Genomic DNA, 21330 nt, shown 5'->3' on the forward strand with positions numbered 1-21330 from the left:
ACTATTCACGTTACAAGCAAATTTTAACCAATTTATTTAACTCTTTATTCTTGAAGGGAATCATACGGAACCGTTACCTCAGGACCGTCACTCCCACCACCACTACCAAAGAATTCTGGTACATCTCCAGGAATTAGTTGTCCATCTAAATATACATTTTGCGTATACTCAGCAATTTCAGTGGAAAATGGAACAACGATTTGAACGGTAACCTTTAAGTCCATGGTTAAATTTAAAAATGTATTGTTGATTCCTAACTCTTCTTTTTTAATGCTTATATCGGACTGTGCAACGCCGATGATTGAAAATCGAATTGGTATTTGGGGACCCAGGTTCGCAAGTAGTGTATTGTTTGTCGCTTGCCCTAATGGTACCGATGTAAATGCGGAACTTTGATTTAAATTATCTGGATCAATTTCTTCCTCCGTTGATTCTGGCTGCACGTCTAAAGACATTTCAGGAATGGGGTCACCCCGCTCTACCCTTTTTAAGTAATTTTCAACTCGATATTGAGCATTCCGTTGAATTGTGTTTACAACAACAGGATCCCAACCGTATGAAATAAGATTGCCTTGTTCATCAAACTCTAAGCTAGCTAATCGAGCGCCTTCTAAATCATCCATCATTTTTTTACTAATTGCTTGATTGATCGCTTGTCTTGCAACTTGTTCAATTCTTTGTTCTGCAATATCCATTAAAGTAGGTCGTATTTGCTTATCAATTAATTCTAAGCTAACAAATACAGTAAAAATGAATACAATTAATGTAATAATAAATACTCTGCCTACTGGAGGCGGTCCTTTTCTTTGTTGCTTTCCAAATTTTCTTCTCACACCTAATACCTCCTCTGTACAATCTATGCAAGTACAAAGAAGGGTTGACCAATTTTTTTATGGAAAATTTCTTAACTTTTTACTCATGACTAAAAACGCTTGAATTTTATCATCCAAGCGTTTTTAGAATGTATTTTTTATCCAATTTTACTACAATAACAATAATGCTTCTTTACAGTTCATTCCTTCTTCCCAACCATACTTCTCTTTGGATGCAATTGTTACTTTATCGAGAGGCGCTTCTAATAACTGTTCAATTGTTTTGACACCAACTGCTCTTCCTGCCACAATTTCACGCTCGTATAACTTATCACTTAATAAGTCTACATCTAATGCGCCACACATAATATAGCCAACCTCATTGGAAACTACTAACAAGTTAGTCTTCGGTAATTTAACTTGCACAGCAGTAAATGCTTTATCGTCAATCCATAAAGGTTTAACAGTAACCAACTTGCTCCACGCTCCCTTCTCATACAATGTATGAGAAGAGCTTGGAAATGTGAACTACGATTTACCCATTCCTTCTTATTAACGAGTATGTTAACAAATCTCGTAAAAATTCAGGTAAAAAGTACTTCTTATCTTTTGCACGCGATACGGAGGGAAGTAACGTGCCAAACGTAAACGTATCAGCAGTTGCTAACGTGTACACTTTATTTAAGTCTAATGGTTCATTATTGATTAAGACATGAAGGATTCGTTCCTCACCATCATGCCCTTTTTTTGTTTTCAAAACGATATTAGAGAATATCATTTTTCCAATTTGCTTACCTCTGAAACCAAATCCTTTAAGCTCATATTCCATAAACGATTTCGTGTGGACCATTCGTAACGTCTCTAACAATTGGTCCCCAACTATAGAAACAGTGGCAGGATTTATAGGGTGAGGACAAATGCGATGGATATCCTCTCTTGTAATGTCCCCCATCGGCAAATCCTCAAGCAAAACACCTGCATTAAGCATTGCACAATCGGCTTTTGTCCACTCCCTTAGAAGGTCAGTTAAATCCGTCATAAGCGCACTTTCTTTAAACCAATTAACTTTTAATGGATCTTTTAATGAAATTATTTTTTCATCTAAAATTTGATGTGCTTGACCCTCGTACTTGTTAAGCAGACTTAGGACCTCTTCGTCTTCAGGGGCGTTTGTTAAATCCATTGCTTTGGCAGATTTCGTAATAATTCGCTTTTGGCTGTGATCCCACTCTATGCATGCCTCTCCTACATAAAAGCCATGTTTCCCGACAGCTCCTAACAACGTATCCTTTACCATTTCTCCATCTTTTAATAAATGATGCGTATGTCCACCTACTATAAAATCAATATTGTTATAGTTGTTACTAATGTATTCATCCTCACTAAAACCTAAATGAGATAGAAGAATCACAATATCACTTTGGGAAGAAAGCGTAGGTAGAAACGTATCTAATGCATCATAAGGTGATATCGCGTTCCAGCCTAATGGTTGGTAAAAGGCGTTAAATGGTGCTGTTAGTCCCATCACTCCAACCTTCAAGCCACTTTTTGTTTCTAGAATCGTATAAGGTTTTAACCAGTTAGGTGTTTTTTTCTCAACTGGATGAATGTTAGCACATACTACTTCAAAGCTTGCATCCTTATATAAAGTATGAAAACTTTCACTAGGCAGTGTTATTCCTTCGTTATTTCCAATTGTAACTGCATGATAGCCACCATGGTTTAACAACTCCACATTGGATTTACCTAAAGACGCTTCTGTAATTGGATGAAAACGATCGATATGGTCCCCATTATCAAATAAAAAATAGGATTCCTTTTTTTGTTCATGATTTTGTTTTCTTTGCTTCAAGAAATGAGCAATTTTCGGCCAATTTTCAAAATGGCTATGAATGTCACTCGTAAAGTAAAGATAAATATTTTCGACCATTTACGTGTCTCCTCTTATCTTAAACCTTCCCAAATTAAATTAATGCCTACTAATATGATTAAAATGCGTAAAACCCACTCAATCGTTTCATTTTTCATTCGTTGACTCGCTTTAGCTCCTACAGTTCCTCCGAACCAAGCACCAATAATAAAGAATAAAGCATAGCCCCAAATAATATGCCCAAGTGCAATATGGGCAACGGAACTAATACTACTCGATATAAAAATCATGAACATCGAAGTTGGTGCTGCAATATGAGCAGGGAAGCCAAATAACATGATCATGGTCGGCACCATTAAGGAGCCTCCACCAATTCCAAAAAGCCCAGAGCATGTTCCAACAAAAAACGCAATAAGTAGAGCTACTGGTATAGAATAGGAATATGTATATGTTTCGCCATTATGTGTAAATGTCCTTTGAAAACCTTTAGTATTGGTGCTAAGTTTACTCGCAGAAATTCTTTTGCGTACAAAAAACATGGCGGAAATAATAATCATTAAAATTCCAAAATATAATTTAAAGCTTTCTCCTTCAATATAACGATTCAACCAGACACCGAATAAGGAGCCAGGAATACTAGCTATTAAAAAAATCGATCCACTTTTTATATCTACACGTTTATATTTTATATATGCGTATGTAGAAGAAAGACCTGTAAACACCATTACTAATAAAGACATACCAACTAGTGTTTGGGGAGTTGCCCAAGAAAAGTCTTCGAAAAAATTTGCTAAAATTAAAATGGATGGAACAAAAATCACTCCACCACCTAATCCTGCAATACTACCGAGAAAAGCTGTACAAAACCCAATAACGATGAGTAAAATATACATCATGTAGAATCCCTACTATCTGTAAAATTTTCTTCCTCTAACATGTGATTCCTATTTTATCATAATGTTTTATTGTATAGAAACGTAATGAAATAGAAATAACCCCGTTCCTTTTAAGAAACGGGGTTATCTTACACTTATTAACCGATAGAACCTTCCATCTCGAACTTGATTAGACGGTTCATTTCTACGGCATATTCCATAGGAAGTTCTTTTGTAAATGGCTCAATGAAGCCCATTACGATCATTTCTGTAGCTTCCTCTTCTGAAATACCACGACTCATTAAATAGAACAATTGCTCTTCAGATACTTTTGATACCTTCGCTTCATGCTCTAAAGAAATATTATCGTTTAAAATCTCATTGTAAGGAATCGTATCGGATGTTGATTTATTGTCCATAATTAACGTATCACATTCAATGTTTGAACGTGCTCCATCCGCTTTTTTACCAAAGTGAACGATACCACGATAGGTTACTTTACCACCTTGTTTAGAGATGGATTTCGAAACAATTGTGGATGAAGTGTTCGGTGCTAAGTGCATCATTTTTGCACCAGCATCTTGGTGCTGACCTTTACCTGCGAATGCGATAGATAGTGTCATACCACGAGCACCTTCACCTTTTAGGAATACTGCAGGGTATTTCATTGTAAGTTTAGAACCAATGTTACCGTCTACCCATTCCATTGTTGCATTTTCATGAGCTTCCGCACGTTTTGTAACTAGGTTATATACGTTATTTGCCCAGTTTTGGATAGTTGTATATCGACAATACGCATCCTTCTTAACGTAAATTTCAACAACGGCACTGTGTAGAGAGTTTGTTGTGTAAACAGGTGCTGTACATCCTTCAACATAGTGTACAGAAGCACCTTCATCAACGATAATGAGAGTACGCTCAAATTGTCCCATATTTTCGGAGTTAATACGGAAGTAGGCCTGTAATGGCGTATCACATTTTACCCCTTTTGGTACGTAAATGAAAGATCCACCAGACCAAACTGCAGAGTTTAATGCAGCAAATTTGTTATCAGAGTAAGGAATAATTTTTCCGAAATACTCTTTAAATAAGTCTTCATTCTCTTTTAATGCTGTATCTGTATCTTTAAAAACGATACCTAATTTTTCAATATCCTCTTTAATGTTGTGGTAAACAACTTCAGATTCGTATTGTGCAGATACACCAGCTAAATATTTTTGCTCTGCTTCTGGAATACCTAACTTATCAAATGTTTGTTTGATTTCGTCAGGAACCTCATCCCATGATCTCTCGGATTTTTCAGATGGTTTTACATAATACGTAATCTCATCGAAATTTAATTCTCCTAAATCCCCACCCCATTGTGGCATTGGTTTACTGTAAAAATGCTTCAATGCTTTAAGGCGATAGTCAAGCATCCATTCAGGTTCTTCTTTCATGCGAGAGATTTCTCTTACAACTTTTTCAGTAAGTCCACGCTCGGTACGGAAAATCGATACGTCACGATCATGGAACCCATATTTATAATCACCGATCTCTGGTGCCTTTTTAGCCATGTAAATACCTCCTTTAAAATTAAAAGCAAAACGACCTTTTTGCCAATAACATCTTCTTAAAAGCAAGTCGTAATATAATGAAACAAAAGAATTACGCTTTGTTAGCGTCTACTCCTTTTTCCATTGCTTTCCAAGCTAGCGTTGCACATTTAATTCGTGCTGGAAATTTGGAAACACCTTGTAATGCTAGAACATCACCAAGTTCTTCTTCTACATCTGAATCCACATCTTTCCCTTGAATCATTTCAGAAAAGACAGTGGATAGCTTCAATGCATCCTCTATAGACTTTCCTTTTATTACTTGTGTCATCATAGAAGCCGAGGACATGCTAATGGAACATCCTTCACCTTCAAACTTCGCATCCTTCACAATTCCATCTTCAACATGAAGCTGTAAGTGAATTCGATCGCCACAAGTAGGATTATTCATATCGATTGTAAGGTGATCGTCTCCTGTTAATGACCCTCTGTTGCGAGGGTTTTTGTAGTGATCCATAATGACTTGCCTGTATAATGTCTCGAGGTTATTAAAAGACATCACCAAAAAACTCCTTTGTTTTACGAAGTGATGCTACTAGTATATCAATTTCTTCCTTCGTATTATATAGGTAAAAACTTGCTCTAGCAGTTGCCGTAACATTTAACCATTTCATTAATGGCTGTGCACAATGATGACCTGCTCGAATTGCAATACCTTCAGAGTCTAATGCTGTTGCAACATCGTGTGGATGCACATCATCTAAATTAAACGTTACGAGTCCTGCTCGATTTTCTGGTCCATAAATTTGGATGCCATCAATCGTTTTCATTTGCTGTAAAGCATATGCAGCTAATTCTTTTTCATGCTTTTCAATATTGTCTAATCCAATTTCCTCTAAATAATCAATTGCAGCACCTAAACCAATTGCTCCAGCAATGATTGGTGTACCACCTTCAAATTTCCAAGGGAGCTCTTTCCATGTTGATTCATATAAATCAACAAAGTCAATCATCTCTCCACCAAATTCGACTGGTTCCATTTCTTCCAATAATTGTTGTTTACCGTATAAAACGCCGATTCCACTAGGTCCTAACATTTTATGTCCGGAGAATACAAAAAAGTCACAATCTAAATCTTGCACGTCGATTTTCATATGAGGAGTACTTTGGGCGCCATCCACTATGAGTTTTGCTCCGTGCTTATGGGCGATTTCCGCAACTTCCTTAATCGGGTTAATAGTACCTAATACGTTTGATACATGGGCCATCGCTACAAGTTTCGTACGGTCTGTTATCGCATTTTCAACATCTTCCATACGAATGCTACCATCTTCTTGTAAAGGAATATATTTTAATATGGCTCCTTTAGCTTTGGCAGCCTGCTGCCATGGAATTAAATTACTATGATGTTCCATTGGGGTAAGGACGATTTCATCGCCCTCCTCCAAATGTAACCTTACATAACTATATGCCACCGTATTAATCGCTGTCGTAGTACCTCTTGTAAAAATTATTTCTTTTGTACTATTCGCATTAATAAAGTTTTTCACTTTGTCACGAGCACCTTCATATCCTTCCGTTGCTCTTGTGCCTAAAGTATGAACCCCACGGTGAACATTAGAATTGTTCAATCGATAATACTCATTAATCTTTTCAATTACAGGAATAGGTTTTTGAGATGTCGCTGCACTATCTAAATATACTAATGGATGTCCGTTAACTTCCTGATTCAAAATGGGAAACGATTTTCGGATCTCCTTAATATCCATTAGTTAACTTTCCTTTCAATCACATTTGTAAGCTGTTTTTGAACAGCTTCAATTGGGATTTGGTTCACTACTGGTGCTAAGAAACCATGGATTACCAATCTTTCTGCTTCTTCTTTTGAAATACCACGGCTCATTAGGTAATAAAGCTGAATTGGATCTACACGTCCAACAGATGCAGCGTGACCTGCCATAACATCGTCTTCATCAATTAGAAGCATTGGGTTCGCATCTCCGCGAGCACCAGGGCTTAGCATGAGGACACGAGACTCTTGTTCCGCATTTGATTTTGTTGCACCATGTTCAATTTTACCAATCCCAGTAAATATTCCACTTGCGTTTTCCTTCATTACACCATGTGTAAGGATAAAGCCCTCTGAGTTTTTACCGAAATGTGTAATATTTGCTACGAAATTTTGCTTCTGATTTCCACGACCTACTGTTACTGCCTTTGCTTCTGAGAACGAATTATCTCCCATAAGGTCAGTGTGGTTTTCCGAAACAGTATTTCCGTCATTCATTTGACCTAATGCCCACTCAATTTTGGCATCACGATAAGCTACACCACGTCGGTTTACATAAGTAGTTGTACCTTCTGCAAAATTATCAACTGCTCCATAAGAAACCTTCGCTTGGTCATTCGCAATTACCTCTGTAATGATATTTGCAACGGATGGTTTATCATGGTTGTTGGAAATATAGTTTTCTACATACGTTACTTGACTACCTTGTTCGGCAACAATAAGTACGTGATTGAATAGTCCAGCCTGCTCATCCTCTTGCCAAAATACTACTTGAAGTGGGTCTTCAATAATTACGTTCTTTGGAACATATACGAATACGCCACCATTTAGTAATGCTGCATGTAAAGCAGTTAAACGATTTTGGTCCACCTTACTTGCATCACGCATAAAATATTTTTGAACCAATTCAGGATTTTCTTTAGCAGCTGTAAAAATGTCTGTGAAGATAACACCTTTATCTACTAAATCAGCAGATAGTGTTTGATATGCAACACTATGATTGCGTTGAATAATAACATTATCGTTTTTCTCTTCTTGGTTAAAGAATACGTTTAATTCCTCAGGTAAATCAGCCAAGCTTTCGATTGGAGAACCTTCAACTTCATGTTTAAATTCAGTGAAATTCCAAGTTTTAATACTGGTCTTTTCCGGCTTCGGCATTGCAAGCTCTTCCGCTTGTTTTAATGCATCTAAACGGAAGTTTTTTAACCAATCTGGTTCACCACGTTTTTCAGAAAACTGACTAACATACTGATGATCGTATGGTAATTTCGTTGTTTCTACAGTCATGTTACCCCTCCTATCGATTACGCTTCTTGACCTACAGTTTCATCTTCAATTCCTAGTTCTTCTTTAATCCAGTCATAACCTTCAGCTTCTAACTTTTGAGCTAATTCAGGTCCACCAGACTTCACAACACGTCCTTGCATCATTACATGTACTTTATCTGGAGTTACATATTCAAGTAAGCGTTGATAGTGGGTAATGATTAAGCAACCAAAATCTTCGCCACGCATTTTGTTTATACCTTTTGATACTACTTTTAGAGCATCAATATCTAAACCAGAGTCAATTTCATCAAGAATTGCAATAGCAGGCTTCAATAGCATAAGCTGTAAAATTTCATTACGCTTTTTCTCCCCACCAGAGAATCCTTCATTTAAATAACGTTGAGCCATATTTTTATCCATTTCTAAGAAATCCATTGTTCCATCCATTTCTTTAATGAATTTCATTAGAGGAATTTCATCGCCTTCTTCACGACGTGCGTTAATAGAAGATCTTAAAAAGTCAGAGTTTGTTACACCAGAAATTTCACTTGGATATTGCATAGCTAGGAATAATCCAGCTTTAGCACGCTCGTCAACTTCCATTTCTAATACATCTTTTCCATCAATATGAATACTTCCTTGTGTAACTTCATATTTTGGGTGTCCCATTATAGCGGAAGCAAGTGTTGATTTACCAGTTCCGTTTGGTCCCATAACCGCATGGAATTCACCAGTGTTAATTGTTAAATTTACACCTTTCAAGATTTCTTTTCCGTCAATTTCTACGTGAAGATCCTTAATTTCTAAAGTTGATCCTGCCATGTAAATAACCTCCATTGCTTTTATTAATAAATGTAATATTTATTCTCAATCTATTCTCATTACAATCTTATAACATTTCGCATCTATTATCAACAAATACGGATAAAGGTTTTTTTTATAATTTACAAATAAAAACACCCTTCGATAAAAGTGTAACATAAGTAATAAATCCTGTTCACTTTCACCTTATTGTAACCTAAATCGTAAAACGCTAAGCCGATATGTATAGGTAAAAAAATGTATTATATTATAGAAGAAAGTCGTAGTTACATTCGGTACTAATTAGGTCCTCCCCATACAAAAGGAGACATCCTTTCGAATGTCTCCTTTTTTTATTATTTAAAAGTGTAGCGATCTACTTCAGAATATATAAATTGACCTTTTCGATAATTCTGTTCTCGACGTTTTTCAACCATTAGACGTTTTTCCAATTTACGGCTATATTCCTCATAGCCAATTCCGTGTGCCTGTTGCATTGCCTTTTCCATCTCACCAGTATAATTCAAATGCAAATAATCAGAAATAATAGGTCATCCCTTTCATTTAGTTTACAATAGCAATGATATCATGCTGGTCATTCCTGCTCAACGCGGATATTTATTTATAAACAAAAATATAAAGGGATTCAATCGATGGAGAATCGATTAAATCCCTCATATCTATGTTTCGTAAAAAACCCTTACTTATACGAAGTAATACTCCCGATTTAATAAATTACTCAGAAACCGGTACAATTGCCCCGTTATATTCTTCCTTCATAAATGTTTGAATTTCTTCAGAACGTAATACTTCTACTAACGTTTGAAGAGCTTCATTATCTTTGTTTTCGGATTTTGTTACAATTAAATTCGCATATGGTGATTCTGAACCTTCTAATAAAAGAGCATCTTCAGTTGGTAATAGTCCTGCTTCAATAGCATAATTCGTATTAATCGCAACTAATGCATCTTCTTCACGGTTATAATATTCCGGTAATAGTGCAGGCTCAATGCTGTCATCAAATTCTAAGTTTAATGGATTTTCCGCAATATCATCGAAATCTGCAGTTAAATTATCTGTACCTTCTTTAAGTGTAATCACACCATCTCGTGCTAATAAAGAAAGAATACGTCCACGATCTGCTTCCGAGCTACTCATAATTACAACAGTGCCTTCAGGTATTTCTTCTACACTTGATACACTTTTAGAATAAATACCAATTGGTTCGATATGGATTCCACCTAAGCTGACAAAATCATAACCAAACTCTTCTATTTGTCCTTCTAGGTATGGTGTGTGCTGGAAGTAGTTTGCATCTAGTCGATCTTCTTCTAAATCACGATTCGGTAAAATATAGTCATCATATTCTTCAATTACTAATTCAATACCCTTTTCTTCTAAAATAGGCTTCGCTTTTTCTAATACTTCAGAGTGAGGAATAACCGCTGCTCCAATTGTGATTGTTTTAGAATCATCTGATCCGTTGCCATCCTCTTTCTCACTGCTTCCACATGCCGCCAAAAACGTAATTAATAATGCAGTAACTAATAGTCCAAGATATTTTTTCATCTGTATGTCTCTCCTTTTAACGTTTATCTAATTTTCTCGAAATAAAATCCCCAATAAACTGGAATATAAATACGATAATGACAATAAGTACAGTACAAGCAAACACTACATCAAAATCCCACTTTTGGAATCCTCGTCGATAGGCTAGGTCACCTAATCCCCCTGCACCAATCGCACCTGCCATTGCTGTATATCCAATTAGAGATATTGCGGTAACCGTAATACCTGATACTAATGCGGGCATAGATTCTGGTATTAAAACTTTGAAAATAACATGGCGTGTTTTCGCTCCCATAGCCTTCGCTGCTTCCAGGACTCCTCTATCCACCTCCTTTAATGCAATTTCCACCATACGAGCATAAAACGGCGCCGCCCCTATAATAAGAGCAGGCAATGCTGCTTCTGGACCTCTTATGGTACCCATTAACCAATCGGTAAACGGGAATAATAATAGAATCAAAATAATAAACGGTATCGCACGAAATACGTTAACAATTGTTGCCACTACAAAATTAGCTGGCTTATTCGCCCATATATTTCCTTGATCGGTTAAGAACAGTAGTAATCCTAATAAAATACCGATAATTAAAGTTCCAAGTACCGAGATACCTGTCATAAAAAATGTTTCTTTTGTCGCTACAATTAAATCTTCCACTACAACATTCGGAAAAAGTTCTCTTAGCATTTACCTCACCTCCACTTCAACAGATGTATTAGATAGGAAGTGAATGGCTTTATCGATTTCATTTTGCGGTCCATCGATGTGAACAAATAATGCACCGTAAGTTCCTTCTTGTGTTTGTGTAATATTCCCTTGAAGGATATTTATATCAATATCAAAACCTTTTGCTAACTGACTTATTAGCGCCTGATTTGTTGTTTCCCCAACAAAATGCAATCGTAACACTTTCCCTGTTTCAAAGGAATTGGCAAGTGTATCAATTAATGCTTGGTCTTGAGGTGGCCCCATTACTTGTTGAACAAAGTGTTTTGTAATCGATTGTTTTGGATGCATAAAGACATCTAATGCATCGCCCTGTTCCACAATCTTCCCACTATCCATAACAGCGACCCTATGGCATATTTTTTTAATTACATGCATTTCGTGGGTAATTAGAATAATGGTCAGTCCAAGCTTTTTGTTAATACTAACAAGTAAATCTAATATATCCTCCGTTGTTTTAGGATCTAATGCAGATGTTGCTTCATCACACAATAGCACCTCTGGATCATTTGCAAGTGCTCTTGCAATTCCCACACGTTGCTTTTGACCACCGCTTAACTGAGAAGGGTAATGATTTTCTCTACCCTTAAGTCCTACAAGGTCTATTAGCTCCAACGCCTTTTCTTTACGTTGCTTTCTCGGCACTCCAGCTATTTCTAATGAAAACGTAATATTCTTTAATACCGTTCTTGACCAAAGAAGATTAAAATGCTGAAAAATCATTCCGATCTTTTGTCTTTCTTTTCTTAATTGGCCAGTCTTCAATTTCGTTATATTTTTATCATTTATTACGACATCTCCTTGTGTAGGATCTTCCAAACGGTTGATTAATCGTATAAACGTACTTTTTCCTGCGCCACTATAGCCAATAACCCCGAATATTTCCCCTTTGTGTATTTTCAAATCTATATCGTCTACCGCAACCACTTGATTATGTTTGGACTTATACACCTTTGATAGATTTTGAATCGTAATCATTGTGCAACCTCCCCCGCTCTACGTTGATTCTTGTCTTTAGTATTTCTTAACTTTATTTTTGTAAACAAAAAAGCCTTTCTGTTCATGAAAGAACAGAAAGGCGGTTTCACACTAGACTGTTCTCTCATCTTGCAAAGCAATCGCTTTACAGGAATTGGCACCGTGTCAAACAATTGTTTGATGGTTGCCGGGTTTCATAGGGCCAGTCCCTCCACCTCTCTGGATAAGAGAAAATTTATCTATTAATTTTTCAATAAGGTTCATAAGGTAATGAGTACTTTAACTCGATAACACTTTAAAACAATATAGTACGAAAGTAATAATACAATGAGTATAAAGATGTGTCAACCATTTTTTAATATAAAAAAATCCCTCTAAAGAAGAGGGATTTTCATCGCTCTTCTCATCTTCCAAAGCCTACGCTTTGTTGGAATTAGCACCGCTTCAAGCAATTTGCCTGATGGTTGCTGGGTTTCATAGGGCCAGTCCCTCCACCTCTCTGGATAAGAAAGCATTACCGTATTCACTTTTAACTAAGTGTAATCATACCAAATGAATAATTTTGGGTCAACAAAAAATATTTTCTATTTCCGTGGAAATAATTGTCGAAATCAATTATATTCCTTTATCTTTTCTAATAGATATGGAACGGAGCGAAATGCATATACTTTTTCCAAGACCTTTCCTTTTTGCATTATTGCAAGACATGGAACACTTTCAATTTTATGTTTTTGCATAAAGTCAGGAAATAGCGAAGCATTCATAGAATGAAACGCCGGCACTCCTTCTATATGTTCCATTGCATCTAACATTTTATGTGCTACTTGGCATGTGCCACAAAATGGTGTGTAAATATATAAAAACTGATATGGATGATGTTGAAGTACAGAAAAATCATCCTTCGTTACTTCAATCATTCAATTCTCCCTTTCAAAAATTCCGGATATATTTCTATATTAGCACTCGCCAAGATGGATGCAAGTACATGATCCGGAGTTGTTTCCACTTCACGATAAGAACGATCTACATATAAATTCACTGCATGTGGCAATTCCATAATCAATTGTTTTCTTAACTTATGGCCAGAGTCATCTTCATCCACTAAAATAAAGACATCCTTATCATCAAGCATATATTGATCAACAAGTTCTTCTACTTTTGTAATCCCCATTGTTCCATTTGTGCATATTATAAGAACATCATCATTTATTATTCTTTTAACCTTCTTTAAATCGGATCGTCCCTCAACAATAATGACTTTCTCTTCATATTCCAATTCCATTAGTCTTCATCACCTTTATAATCGGTAACTGGTACGCGTTCTAAAGTGAAGTAAAGCAAAGGCAGTGAATAGAATCACTGCCCATTTCTATATTTTATTCTTCATTAATTAATGCTTCATACTCTTCTGCAGACATAAGTTTTTCAACATCAGACGCATCATTCGGTTCTACAACAATCATCCATGCTTTCTCATATGGAGATTCATTAACGAACTCAGGACTATCGTCTAGGTCCTCATTTATTTCTACTACTTTCCCACTAATCGGAGCATATAATTCAGAAACTGTTTTTACAGATTCCACACTACCAAATGGTTCATCCGCCTCAATTTCATCGCCTACTTCAGGTAACTCTACGAAAACAATGTCTCCTAGCTCTGATTGTGCAAAATCGGTAATACCTATACGTACTTTATCCCCTTCTACTTTAACCCATTCATGTTCTTCCGTATATCGCAAATCTTTTGGTAAACTCATTCAAATCCCTCCAATATTAATTATATGTATGATGTATTCAAATAGCGCAAGTCTTTATTTGCTAGCTCTATTTCCAAGTATTTTCAAATGTATCTTCTTTAAAGCCTACAGTAACCTTATTCCCGTCTGTTACAATCGGGCGCTTTATTAGCATACCATCTGATGCCAACCACTGAATCTTTTCTTTGTCTGAGGAAGAATCTAGCTTATCTTTAAGTCCTAGTTCACGATACTTCTTCCCACTCGTATTAAAAAACTTTTTAATTGGCAATCCACTTTTTTCGATTAGAGAAGTAAGCTCCTCTTCTGTTGGTGGATTTTCAACAATATGAATTGGTTCATACGTTACTCCATTCTCATCCATCCACTTCAATGCTTTTTTACAAGTACCGCAGTTCGGATAATGATAGACGGTTAGTGCCATAAGTACAGTCCTCCTAGCGAAATATCATATCTTCATCATATCATTTTTTTTATAAAAATAGAAAAGGTTTACTATTTGTTTGTGCTTTTCTGTATGATTTTTTAGTTCCATTTTGGATTATTTCTTATTTTGGATTTTTTTTCGGTTCATTAGGTGATGTTTTCTTCAAGACCTGGAGATTTTTCGGCAGCTCATCGTAGTTTTTCATCAGCACAATTGGAGGATTCTTCAACTTAATAACATTTTCCTGCAACTGAGTTTAATTTTTCAACAACTCAAAGCATTTTTCCCGCAACATGCACGGATTTTTCAACAACCCAAAGCATTTTTCCCGCAACACGAATGGACTTTCCTTCAACTCATAGCACTTTTTCCGCAACATGCACGGGGTTTCCTACAACTCATTTCATACATGCACGGGGGTTTCTCCAACTCATAGCACATGACCAACAACTATATGCTATATCTCCCGAATTCACAGAAAAAAGCATCCGCCCTAAAGCGAATGCTTTTACAATTAAACCGATCAAACAACGTATTTTTCTTCTTCAATAATAGTTGCTGCAATTTCGCGTTTTTTAGCAAATAGATTTTTTGGATCATGACGAGTAAGTTTACGTAAAGCACCAAGCATCATACGTAGTGTATCACCTGTTTCGCTAGCAACTAAGATCTCTTTTGCATTTGCTTCAATTCTATTGAACGCTTCTTGTGTGAATACTTCGGTGTATAAAACTTTTAGTTTGTTTTTCTCTTCGCCTGATTTGTTCAATGCTTTTTCTGTACGCAATACTGCAGATTCAATATTGTAAATGTCAGCTGCAATATCCGCTATATTCGAAAGGATTTCTTGTTCTTTTTCTAGCTTTTCACCAAATTTTTGCGCTGCCAAACCAGCTGCAAGTAAGCCAATTTTCTTTGCATTTTTCAATAAATATTTTTCTTGCTCAAGTGCTGCATCTCCAACTTGCTCTGGCATCATCATCATTAATTCCTCTTGAAGTGCCATTGCTTTTTGGAATAATGGAAGCTCACCCTTCATTGCCTTTTTAATAAATGTTCCTGGCACAATTAGGCGGTTAATTTCATTGGTTCCTTCGAAAATTCGGTTAATCCGGGAATCACGGTATGCGCGCTCCACTTCGTATTCTTGCATGAAACCATAGCCACCATGAATTTGAACTGCTTCGTCTACACAATAATCTAGTAATTCGGTTGCAGCATATTTATTCATTGAGCATTCAATTGCATATTCTGCAATACCTTTTGCTACTTCACTACCATCGTTCAGTTCCTCTTGCGTTAGGTTTCCTAAGCGTTGTTCAAATAGACCTACTGTACGGTATACTGCACTTTCATTTGCATAAATATCTGCAGCCATTTTACCGAACTTTTCTTGAGTTAATGTAAAGCTGGAGATTGGTGTTTTAAACTGTTTTCGTTCATTTGCATATTTCACAGCAAGCTCTAATGCTCGCTTAGAACCACCAACACCACCAATAGCAAGCTTATAACGACCCACATTCAAAATGTTAAAGGCAATTACATGTCCGCGGCCAATTTCGCCTAAAACATTTTCTACAGGTACTTCTGCATCCTCTAAAATTAATGTACGAGTAGAAGATGATTTAATACCCATTTTCTTTTCTTCAGGACCAGTTGAAACTCCAGGGAAATCTCTTTCTACTATAAATGCTGTGAATTTTTCACCATCAATCTTAGCATAAACAACAAATACATCAGCAAATGCAGAGTTTGTAATCCACTGTTTTTCACCATTTAAAACATAATGTGTTCCAGCTTCGTTTAACTTTGCAGTTGTTTTTGCGCCTAATGCATCTGATCCAGAGCCAGGCTCCGTTAATGCATATGCAGCAAGCAATTCACCAGTAGCTAATTTCGGTAAATATTTTTTCTTTTGTTCTTCATTTCCAAAGAATACGATAGGTAAAGAGCCGATTCCTACATGAGCTCCGTGAGAAATAGAGAATCCACCAGCACGGGACATTTTTTCTGTAATTAAGGAAGAACTAATCTTATCAAGTCCTAAACCACCATACTCTTCTGGCACATCTGCACCAAGCAACCCTAAATCACCAGCTTGCTTCAACAATTTAACAGAAATATCAAATTGGTGATCTTCCAATTCATCAATATGTGGAACCACTTCATTTACTACATAGTCTTCTGTTGTTTTTGCAATCATATGATGCTCGTCTGTGAAATCCTCAGGCGTAATTATATCTTCACCTGTTAAATCTTCAACTAAAAAGGAACCACCTTTAAATACTTTCTCTTTTGTTTCACTCATTCTTATTTCCTCCCTATTAAATAGATTTATAGAAGTTCAAATACTCCAGCAGCACCCATTCCGCCACCAATACACATGGTGACAACACCAAATTGTTCATTTCGTCGTTTCATTTCATGGATTAAGGAAAGGGTTAATTTCGTTCCTGTACATCCAAGTGGATGGCCTAAAGCGATAGCCCCACCATTTACATTTACTTTATCTTCATCTAATCCTAGTTCACGAATTACTCGTAAAGACTGGGATGCGAATGCTTCATTTAATTCAAATAAACCTATATCAGATAGAGAAAGCCCTGCAATTTCCAAAGCTTTTGGAACTGCTTTAATAGGTCCAACTCCCATAATCTCAGGCTCCACTCCTGCTACCGCAAAAGAGCGGAATTTCGCTAAAGGTTGAAGTCCTTCTGCTTTTGCTTTTTCATGATCCATTAGTAAAACAGTTGCTGCACCATCACTCATTTGAGAAGAGTTACCAGCTGTAACACTTCCTTTAACGGAGAATGCCGGTCGTAACTTACTTAATACTTCAACCGTTGTACCTGGCCGAACACCTTCATCTTGATTGAAGACGATCTTCTTTTCTTGAACTTTGTTGTTATGATCTAAGTCACGAACGGTGACCTCAACTGGTACAATTTCATCAACAAATTTTCCTTCTTGGATCGCTTTTGCGGCACGCTCATGACTTCTTACTGCGAATGCATCTTGATCCTCACGAGAAATTCCAAAACGATTGGCAACCTCTTCTGCTGTATGACCCATCGACATGTAATAACCTGGTGCATTTTCCACTAATTGTAGGTTGGGCTTAATAACGTGTCCTCCCATCGGTATCATGCTCATGGACTCCGCTCCACCAGCAACAATTGTATCGCTGTGCCCTAACATAATTCGTTCTGCACCATATGCGATACTTTGAAGACCTGATGAGCAATATCGATTGATGGTTACACCTGGAGTATCAATGGAAAGACCCGCAAGACCTGCAATGTTTCTTGCCATGTTCATCCCTTGTTCTGCCTCAGGCATCGCACAACCAATAATGACATCATCAATATTTCCTTCGTAGTTGTTTGCACGTTTTAATGTTTCCTTTAACGCGATTGCAGCTAAATCATCTGGACGAGTATGTGCAAGTGTACCTTTTTTCGCTCTACCTACAGGTGTACGCGCACCTGCAACAATAACTGCTTCTTTCACAATTTATCCCCCTCTTCCATTATCAAAATTACGACACTAGTTACGTAGTGGCTTCCCTTTCACGAGCATGTGTTGCATTCTTGCTTGTGTTTTTGGCTCACCTATTAAGCTAAGGAATGCTTCACGTTCTAAATCTAGTAAATAATCTTCATCAACAAGTGTTCCTTCTTTCAAACGACCACCTGCTAATACAAATGCAAGCTTTTCTGCAATTTTCAAATCATGCTCGGAAGCATACCCACCTTGAGCAAGCTGCTTTGCTCCTAATAGCATCGTTGCATATCCCGCTTCCCCTACAACTGGTACCTTCACACGTTGACGTGGTTGAAAGCCTTCCGTATCTAAAGCCAACACTTTTTGTTTTGCATCATAGATTAAATGATCCTGATTTACACTAATTGCATCATGCTGGTTTAAGAAACCATTTTCTCTTGCCTCTGCTGCGGACGTAGATACTTTCGCCATTGCAACCTTTTCAAATACATCATTCGCAATTTTTTGTAAATCTAGGTCAACACCAGCAGGTAGGCCTTGCAATTGTTTTATATAAAGCTCTTTACTTCCGCCTCCACCTGGGATTAATCCAACTCCAAATTCTACAAGTCCCATGTACGTTTCCTGAGATGCTTGAATTGCTGTAGCCGGAAGGGATACTTCTGCACCACCACCAAGTGTCATTCCAAATGGTGCTGCAACAACAGGTTTTTCACTATATTTAATCGCAAGCATTGCTTGTTGGAATTGCTGTACGATCATACCTAGTTCCATAAAGTTATAATCCTGTGCTTCCATTAGCATCATCCCAAGGTTTGCACCAACACAGAAGTTCTTTCCTTGGTTTCCGATTACAAGCCCCTTATAATTCTGCTTCACTTCCTCTAAGGACTTATTAATCATTTGAATAATATCTAATCCAATTGCATTGCTTTGAGAATGGAATTCTAGCAATGCAACATCGTCCCCAATATCTAGCAAACTAGCACCAGAATTTTTAAATATAACGCCATTTGTTTCTTTGTGTAATTTCAAATTAATATTTTTCACATTTTTGGGTAATTGTTTATACTCTCCATTGTCGTAGTAGTAAACGACACCATTATCTTTTTTATAGAAAGTTTCATAACCATTTGCGAGCATTTCTTCCACCCAAGCTGGCACCGTAACTTCTTCTTCTTTCATACGTTCCACAGATGTTTTTACTCCGATTGCATCCCACATTTCAAATGGACCTAATTCCCAACCAAAGCCCCATTTCATCGCATTATCTATAGCAGGAATATCATCAGCGATTTCTCCTAAAAGCTCTGCAGAATAAATTAGTGCCGGTTTTGAAATGGACCAAATCAAATCTGCTGCGCGATCACCTTTTGCATTTACAAGCGCTTTCAATTTACGTTTAACGCCTTTTTCTTGCTTCGCCATTTGGGTTGCTGCAGTTGTTAGCTTTTTACGTTCTTGGTACTCAAGGGTTTCCGGGTTCAGTTCATAAATAACGCTACCCTTTTCCCCTTTCTTCTTTACAAAAAATCCTTGGCCTGACTTAGCACCTAACCAGCCTTTTTCTAGCATACTGTGCATGAAGTCCGGCACTTCAAATACTGCTTTTTCTTCTCCATCCACTTGGTCATATACGTTTTTTGCAACATGAGCAAATGTATCAAGACCAACAACATCTAACGTACGGAATGTTGCACTTTTTGGTCTTCCAATTAATGGACCAGTTACAGAGTCTACCTCCCCAACACTGTAGCCGCCTTTCAGCATTTCTCTTACTGTAACAAGTAGTCCATATGTGCCAATTCGGTTTGCGATAAAGTTTGGTGTATCTTTAGCCTCTACCACCCCTTTACCTAATACATCCTCCCCAAAGGTTTTCATAAAGCTTAAAACTTCAGGATCGGTTTTCTCAGTTGGGATTACTTCCAACAGCTTTAAGTATCGTGGCGGGTTAAAGAAGTGTGTTCCTAAGAAATGCTTTTGAAAATCCTCTGAACGTCCTTCTGCCATGGCTTCAATAGATATGCCTGATGTATTTGAGCTTACAATGGAACCCTTTTTACGATATTGATCTACACGCTCAAACACGATTTTTTTAATATCTAACCGTTCTACAACAACTTCAATAATCCAATCTACATCCGAAAGCTTCTCCATATGGTCATCCATATTTCCAACTTCAATTAAATCCAAACTTTTTTTACTCGTAATTGGAGAAGGCTTTTGTTTCAATAGCTTTTGCTTTGCAGTAGCACTAATTCTGTTTCTTACCTTCGCATCTTCTAAGGTTAACCCTTTTCGCTTTTCATCATCTGTTAATTCTCGAGGTACAATATCAAGCATTAATGTTGGAATTCCTACATTTGCAAGATGTGCAGCAATTCCAGCACCCATAACACCTGAACCTAAAACTGCAGCACGCTTGATTTGTCGTTTCATTTCAGTTCCCCCTTCTTTTGAATGAATACTCATTCATTTTATTCCCTAAAAAAATGTAGATAGCTCCCTATCTAACTTTATAACATAACTATAAAATATATTCTGACATTTCGCAATCCTTTTTATCTGAATTTTTTCTTTCTACCTCCTTTCTCTCTTAAGAAAAGCATACATTTCTAATTTTTAGGAAATCTAATAAAGATTACATATTTAAAGGAGGTTTATCGCATGTCACAACCCCAAAATAATCAATATAATCAGCCAAACTCTACAAACATGCCCAGTCCACCTAATATGATTAGCACTAAAGATCAAATGTATTTAGCAGATATGCTTTCTTGGAACTTAGTAGCACTTAAAAAAGCACACTTTTATGCACAACAGTGTCAAAATGAGGATGTTAAATCTGCGCTTAATCAAGCAGGTCAAATGCATCAAAAACATTATAATTTAATATTAGAGCATTTAAACAAAAACCCTAGCCCACAAGTTAGTCATTAATGGAGGGACAAGTGATGACAAATGAAGAGCAGCTAAAGCAAGATGCGAATCGAAATATGCAAATGCAACAAATGCAGTTGAATCAAACCATTTCCAATCAAGAAACCCAAGTAGCAGAAACACCTGAAATGAATGAGCGTGATTTCATTTCGGACATGTTAGCTACAGAAAAATATTTTACTAGTGCCTATAGCACTGCTTTAAATGAAGTAAGTAATCAAACCATTTATCAAGACTTAGCAACCATTTTTAAAGAGACACAGGATTGCCAGCGTAATCTATATGAAACTATGTTTCGTAATGGCTGGTATAAGCTTGAAATTGCGGATCAACAAAAAATGCAACAGTCTTATCAAACTTTTTCCGGCTATAAAAACCAATTCCCTTATGTACAATAATCGACTTTTTCATATCAGATAGAAATACGGATATGCACCCAGTTATGAAACGTCTTTAAGCACCAGAAAAATAG

At 36.8% G+C, this 21330-nt stretch carries 22 protein-coding genes and 2 riboswitches; of the genes, 2 read left to right on the forward strand and 20 right to left on the reverse strand.

What is annotated here, in order from left to right; translation table 11 throughout:
- Nucleotides 1-44 precede the first annotated feature (44 nt).
- The 20 genes from yunB to C1A05_RS12395 all read right to left on the reverse strand — a co-directional run bounded on the left by yunB (nt 45) and on the right by C1A05_RS12395 (nt 20357).
- Nucleotides 45-833: a sporulation protein YunB gene (gene yunB, locus C1A05_RS12305; RefSeq protein ID WP_159462067.1), complete on the reverse strand. Its 789-nt coding sequence runs from the start codon at nt 831-833 to the stop codon at nt 45-47.
- 150 nt (nt 834-983) lie between these two features.
- Nucleotides 984-1286 carry a YunC family protein gene (locus C1A05_RS12310; protein WP_102028540.1) on the reverse strand — a complete coding sequence of 101 codons (303 nt, stop codon included), beginning with the start codon at nt 1284-1286 and terminating at the stop codon, nt 984-986.
- A 61-nt stretch (nt 1287-1347) separates the two neighbouring features.
- Nucleotides 1348-2742, reverse strand: coding sequence for a bifunctional metallophosphatase/5'-nucleotidase (locus tag C1A05_RS12315; protein WP_102028541.1), 1395 nt, complete (start codon nt 2740-2742; stop codon nt 1348-1350).
- A 14-nt stretch (nt 2743-2756) separates the two neighbouring features.
- Nucleotides 2757-3578, reverse strand: coding sequence for a sulfite exporter TauE/SafE family protein (locus tag C1A05_RS12320; RefSeq protein ID WP_102028542.1), 822 nt, complete (start codon nt 3576-3578; stop codon nt 2757-2759).
- Nucleotides 3579-3715: 137 nt separating this feature from the next.
- Nucleotides 3716-5113 (reverse strand): Fe-S cluster assembly protein SufB, encoded by a 1398-nt coding sequence (gene sufB / locus C1A05_RS12325; protein ID WP_102028543.1) that lies wholly within the window; start codon nt 5111-5113, stop codon nt 3716-3718.
- Between the two features lie 91 nt (nt 5114-5204).
- Nucleotides 5205-5651 (reverse strand): Fe-S cluster assembly sulfur transfer protein SufU, encoded by a 447-nt coding sequence (gene sufU / locus C1A05_RS12330; protein WP_102028544.1) that lies wholly within the window; start codon nt 5649-5651, stop codon nt 5205-5207.
- Complete coding sequence (locus C1A05_RS12335; RefSeq protein ID WP_102028545.1) at nt 5641-6861, reverse strand: cysteine desulfurase; 1221 nt, start codon at nt 6859-6861, stop codon at nt 5641-5643. Before C1A05_RS12335 ends, sufU begins: the two co-directional genes overlap by 11 nt.
- Entirely contained in the window at nt 6861-8171 is a 1311-nt protein-coding gene (sufD, locus tag C1A05_RS12340) for a Fe-S cluster assembly protein SufD (protein ID WP_102028546.1), read from the reverse strand. Before sufD ends, C1A05_RS12335 begins: the two co-directional genes overlap by 1 nt.
- A gap of 17 nt (nt 8172-8188) precedes the next feature.
- The gene (gene sufC, locus C1A05_RS12345) at nt 8189-8974 is read right to left on the reverse strand and encodes a Fe-S cluster assembly ATPase SufC (protein WP_102028547.1); all 786 of its coding nucleotides are present in this window, start codon (nt 8972-8974) and stop codon (nt 8189-8191) included.
- A 335-nt stretch (nt 8975-9309) separates the two neighbouring features.
- A complete protein-coding gene (locus tag C1A05_RS18185; protein ID WP_200816499.1) occupies nt 9310-9450 on the reverse strand; it encodes a hypothetical protein in 141 nt (46 codons plus the stop codon).
- Nucleotides 9451-9688: 238 nt separating this feature from the next.
- Entirely contained in the window at nt 9689-10522 is an 834-nt protein-coding gene (locus C1A05_RS12350; protein WP_102028548.1) for a MetQ/NlpA family ABC transporter substrate-binding protein, read from the reverse strand.
- Between the two features lie 16 nt (nt 10523-10538).
- Entirely contained in the window at nt 10539-11207 is a 669-nt protein-coding gene (locus C1A05_RS12355; RefSeq protein ID WP_102028549.1) for a methionine ABC transporter permease, read from the reverse strand.
- The gene (locus C1A05_RS12360) at nt 11208-12224 is read right to left on the reverse strand and encodes a methionine ABC transporter ATP-binding protein (RefSeq protein WP_102028550.1); all 1017 of its coding nucleotides are present in this window, start codon (nt 12222-12224) and stop codon (nt 11208-11210) included.
- Between the two features lie 121 nt (nt 12225-12345).
- Nucleotides 12346-12454: riboswitch (SAM riboswitch) on the reverse strand.
- A 170-nt stretch (nt 12455-12624) separates the two neighbouring features.
- A riboswitch (SAM riboswitch) is annotated at nt 12625-12734 on the reverse strand.
- 101 nt (nt 12735-12835) lie between these two features.
- Entirely contained in the window at nt 12836-13141 is a 306-nt protein-coding gene (locus C1A05_RS12365; protein WP_102028551.1) for a thioredoxin family protein, read from the reverse strand.
- Nucleotides 13138-13500, reverse strand: coding sequence for a toprim domain-containing protein (locus C1A05_RS12370; RefSeq protein ID WP_102028715.1), 363 nt, complete (start codon nt 13498-13500; stop codon nt 13138-13140). The genes C1A05_RS12365 and C1A05_RS12370 overlap by 4 nt, the downstream gene beginning before the upstream one ends.
- Nucleotides 13501-13600: 100 nt before the next feature.
- Entirely contained in the window at nt 13601-13984 is a 384-nt protein-coding gene (gene gcvH / locus C1A05_RS12375; protein WP_102028552.1) for a glycine cleavage system protein GcvH, read from the reverse strand.
- Between the two features lie 67 nt (nt 13985-14051).
- Nucleotides 14052-14408 (reverse strand): arsenate reductase family protein, encoded by a 357-nt coding sequence (locus C1A05_RS12380; RefSeq protein WP_102028553.1) that lies wholly within the window; start codon nt 14406-14408, stop codon nt 14052-14054.
- 526 nt (nt 14409-14934) lie between these two features.
- Nucleotides 14935-16719, reverse strand: coding sequence for an acyl-CoA dehydrogenase family protein (locus C1A05_RS12385; protein WP_102028554.1), 1785 nt, complete (start codon nt 16717-16719; stop codon nt 14935-14937).
- A 26-nt stretch (nt 16720-16745) separates the two neighbouring features.
- Entirely contained in the window at nt 16746-17921 is a 1176-nt protein-coding gene (locus C1A05_RS12390) for an acetyl-CoA C-acetyltransferase (protein WP_102028555.1), read from the reverse strand.
- A 36-nt stretch (nt 17922-17957) separates the two neighbouring features.
- Complete coding sequence (locus C1A05_RS12395) at nt 17958-20357, reverse strand: 3-hydroxyacyl-CoA dehydrogenase/enoyl-CoA hydratase family protein (protein WP_102028556.1); 2400 nt, start codon at nt 20355-20357, stop codon at nt 17958-17960.
- 228 nt (nt 20358-20585) lie between these two features.
- Between C1A05_RS12395 and C1A05_RS12400 the strand changes: the two genes are divergently transcribed.
- The gene (locus tag C1A05_RS12400; protein ID WP_102028557.1) at nt 20586-20858 is read left to right on the forward strand and encodes a hypothetical protein; all 273 of its coding nucleotides are present in this window, start codon (nt 20586-20588) and stop codon (nt 20856-20858) included.
- 62 nt (nt 20859-20920) lie between these two features.
- Entirely contained in the window at nt 20921-21256 is a 336-nt protein-coding gene (locus tag C1A05_RS12405; RefSeq protein ID WP_373419479.1) for a spore coat protein, read from the forward strand.
- The last annotated feature ends 74 nt before the right edge of the window (nt 21257-21330 follow it).

The organism is Salirhabdus sp. Marseille-P4669 (assembly GCF_900240405.1).
Taxonomy (GTDB): domain Bacteria; phylum Bacillota; class Bacilli; order Bacillales; family Alkalibacillaceae; genus OEQK01.

Coding starts and splice junctions, on each gene's coding strand:
- C1A05_RS18185 (WP_200816499.1), bottom strand. CDS start 9,450: ATGCAACAGGCACACGGAATTGGCTATGAGGAATATAGCCGTAAATTG.
- C1A05_RS12395 (WP_102028556.1), bottom strand. CDS start 20,357: ATGAAACGACAAATCAAGCGTGCTGCAGTTTTAGGTTCAGGTGTTATG.
- C1A05_RS12380 (WP_102028553.1), bottom strand. CDS start 14,408: ATGGCACTAACCGTCTATCATTATCCGAACTGCGGTACTTGTAAAAAA.
- C1A05_RS12315 (WP_102028541.1), bottom strand. CDS start 2,742: ATGGTCGAAAATATTTATCTTTACTTTACGAGTGACATTCATAGCCAT.
- C1A05_RS12385 (WP_102028554.1), bottom strand. CDS start 16,719: ATGAGTGAAACAAAAGAGAAAGTATTTAAAGGTGGTTCCTTTTTAGTT.
- C1A05_RS12355 (WP_102028549.1), bottom strand. CDS start 11,207: ATGCTAAGAGAACTTTTTCCGAATGTTGTAGTGGAAGATTTAATTGTA.
- C1A05_RS12350 (WP_102028548.1), bottom strand. CDS start 10,522: ATGAAAAAATATCTTGGACTATTAGTTACTGCATTATTAATTACGTTT.
- C1A05_RS12400 (WP_102028557.1), top strand. CDS start 20,586: ATGTCACAACCCCAAAATAATCAATATAATCAGCCAAACTCTACAAAC.
- gcvH (WP_102028552.1), bottom strand. CDS start 13,984: ATGAGTTTACCAAAAGATTTGCGATATACGGAAGAACATGAATGGGTT.
- sufC (WP_102028547.1), bottom strand. CDS start 8,974: ATGGCAGGATCAACTTTAGAAATTAAGGATCTTCACGTAGAAATTGAC.
- sufD (WP_102028546.1), bottom strand. CDS start 8,171: ATGACTGTAGAAACAACGAAATTACCATACGATCATCAGTATGTTAGT.
- C1A05_RS12365 (WP_102028551.1), bottom strand. CDS start 13,141: ATGATTGAAGTAACGAAGGATGATTTTTCTGTACTTCAACATCATCCA.
- C1A05_RS12360 (WP_102028550.1), bottom strand. CDS start 12,224: ATGATTACGATTCAAAATCTATCAAAGGTGTATAAGTCCAAACATAAT.
- sufB (WP_102028543.1), bottom strand. CDS start 5,113: ATGGCTAAAAAGGCACCAGAGATCGGTGATTATAAATATGGGTTCCAT.
- C1A05_RS12335 (WP_102028545.1), bottom strand. CDS start 6,861: ATGGATATTAAGGAGATCCGAAAATCGTTTCCCATTTTGAATCAGGAA.
- sufU (WP_102028544.1), bottom strand. CDS start 5,651: ATGTCTTTTAATAACCTCGAGACATTATACAGGCAAGTCATTATGGAT.
- C1A05_RS12405 (WP_373419479.1), top strand. CDS start 20,921: ATGCAACAAATGCAGTTGAATCAAACCATTTCCAATCAAGAAACCCAA.
- C1A05_RS12320 (WP_102028542.1), bottom strand. CDS start 3,578: ATGATGTATATTTTACTCATCGTTATTGGGTTTTGTACAGCTTTTCTC.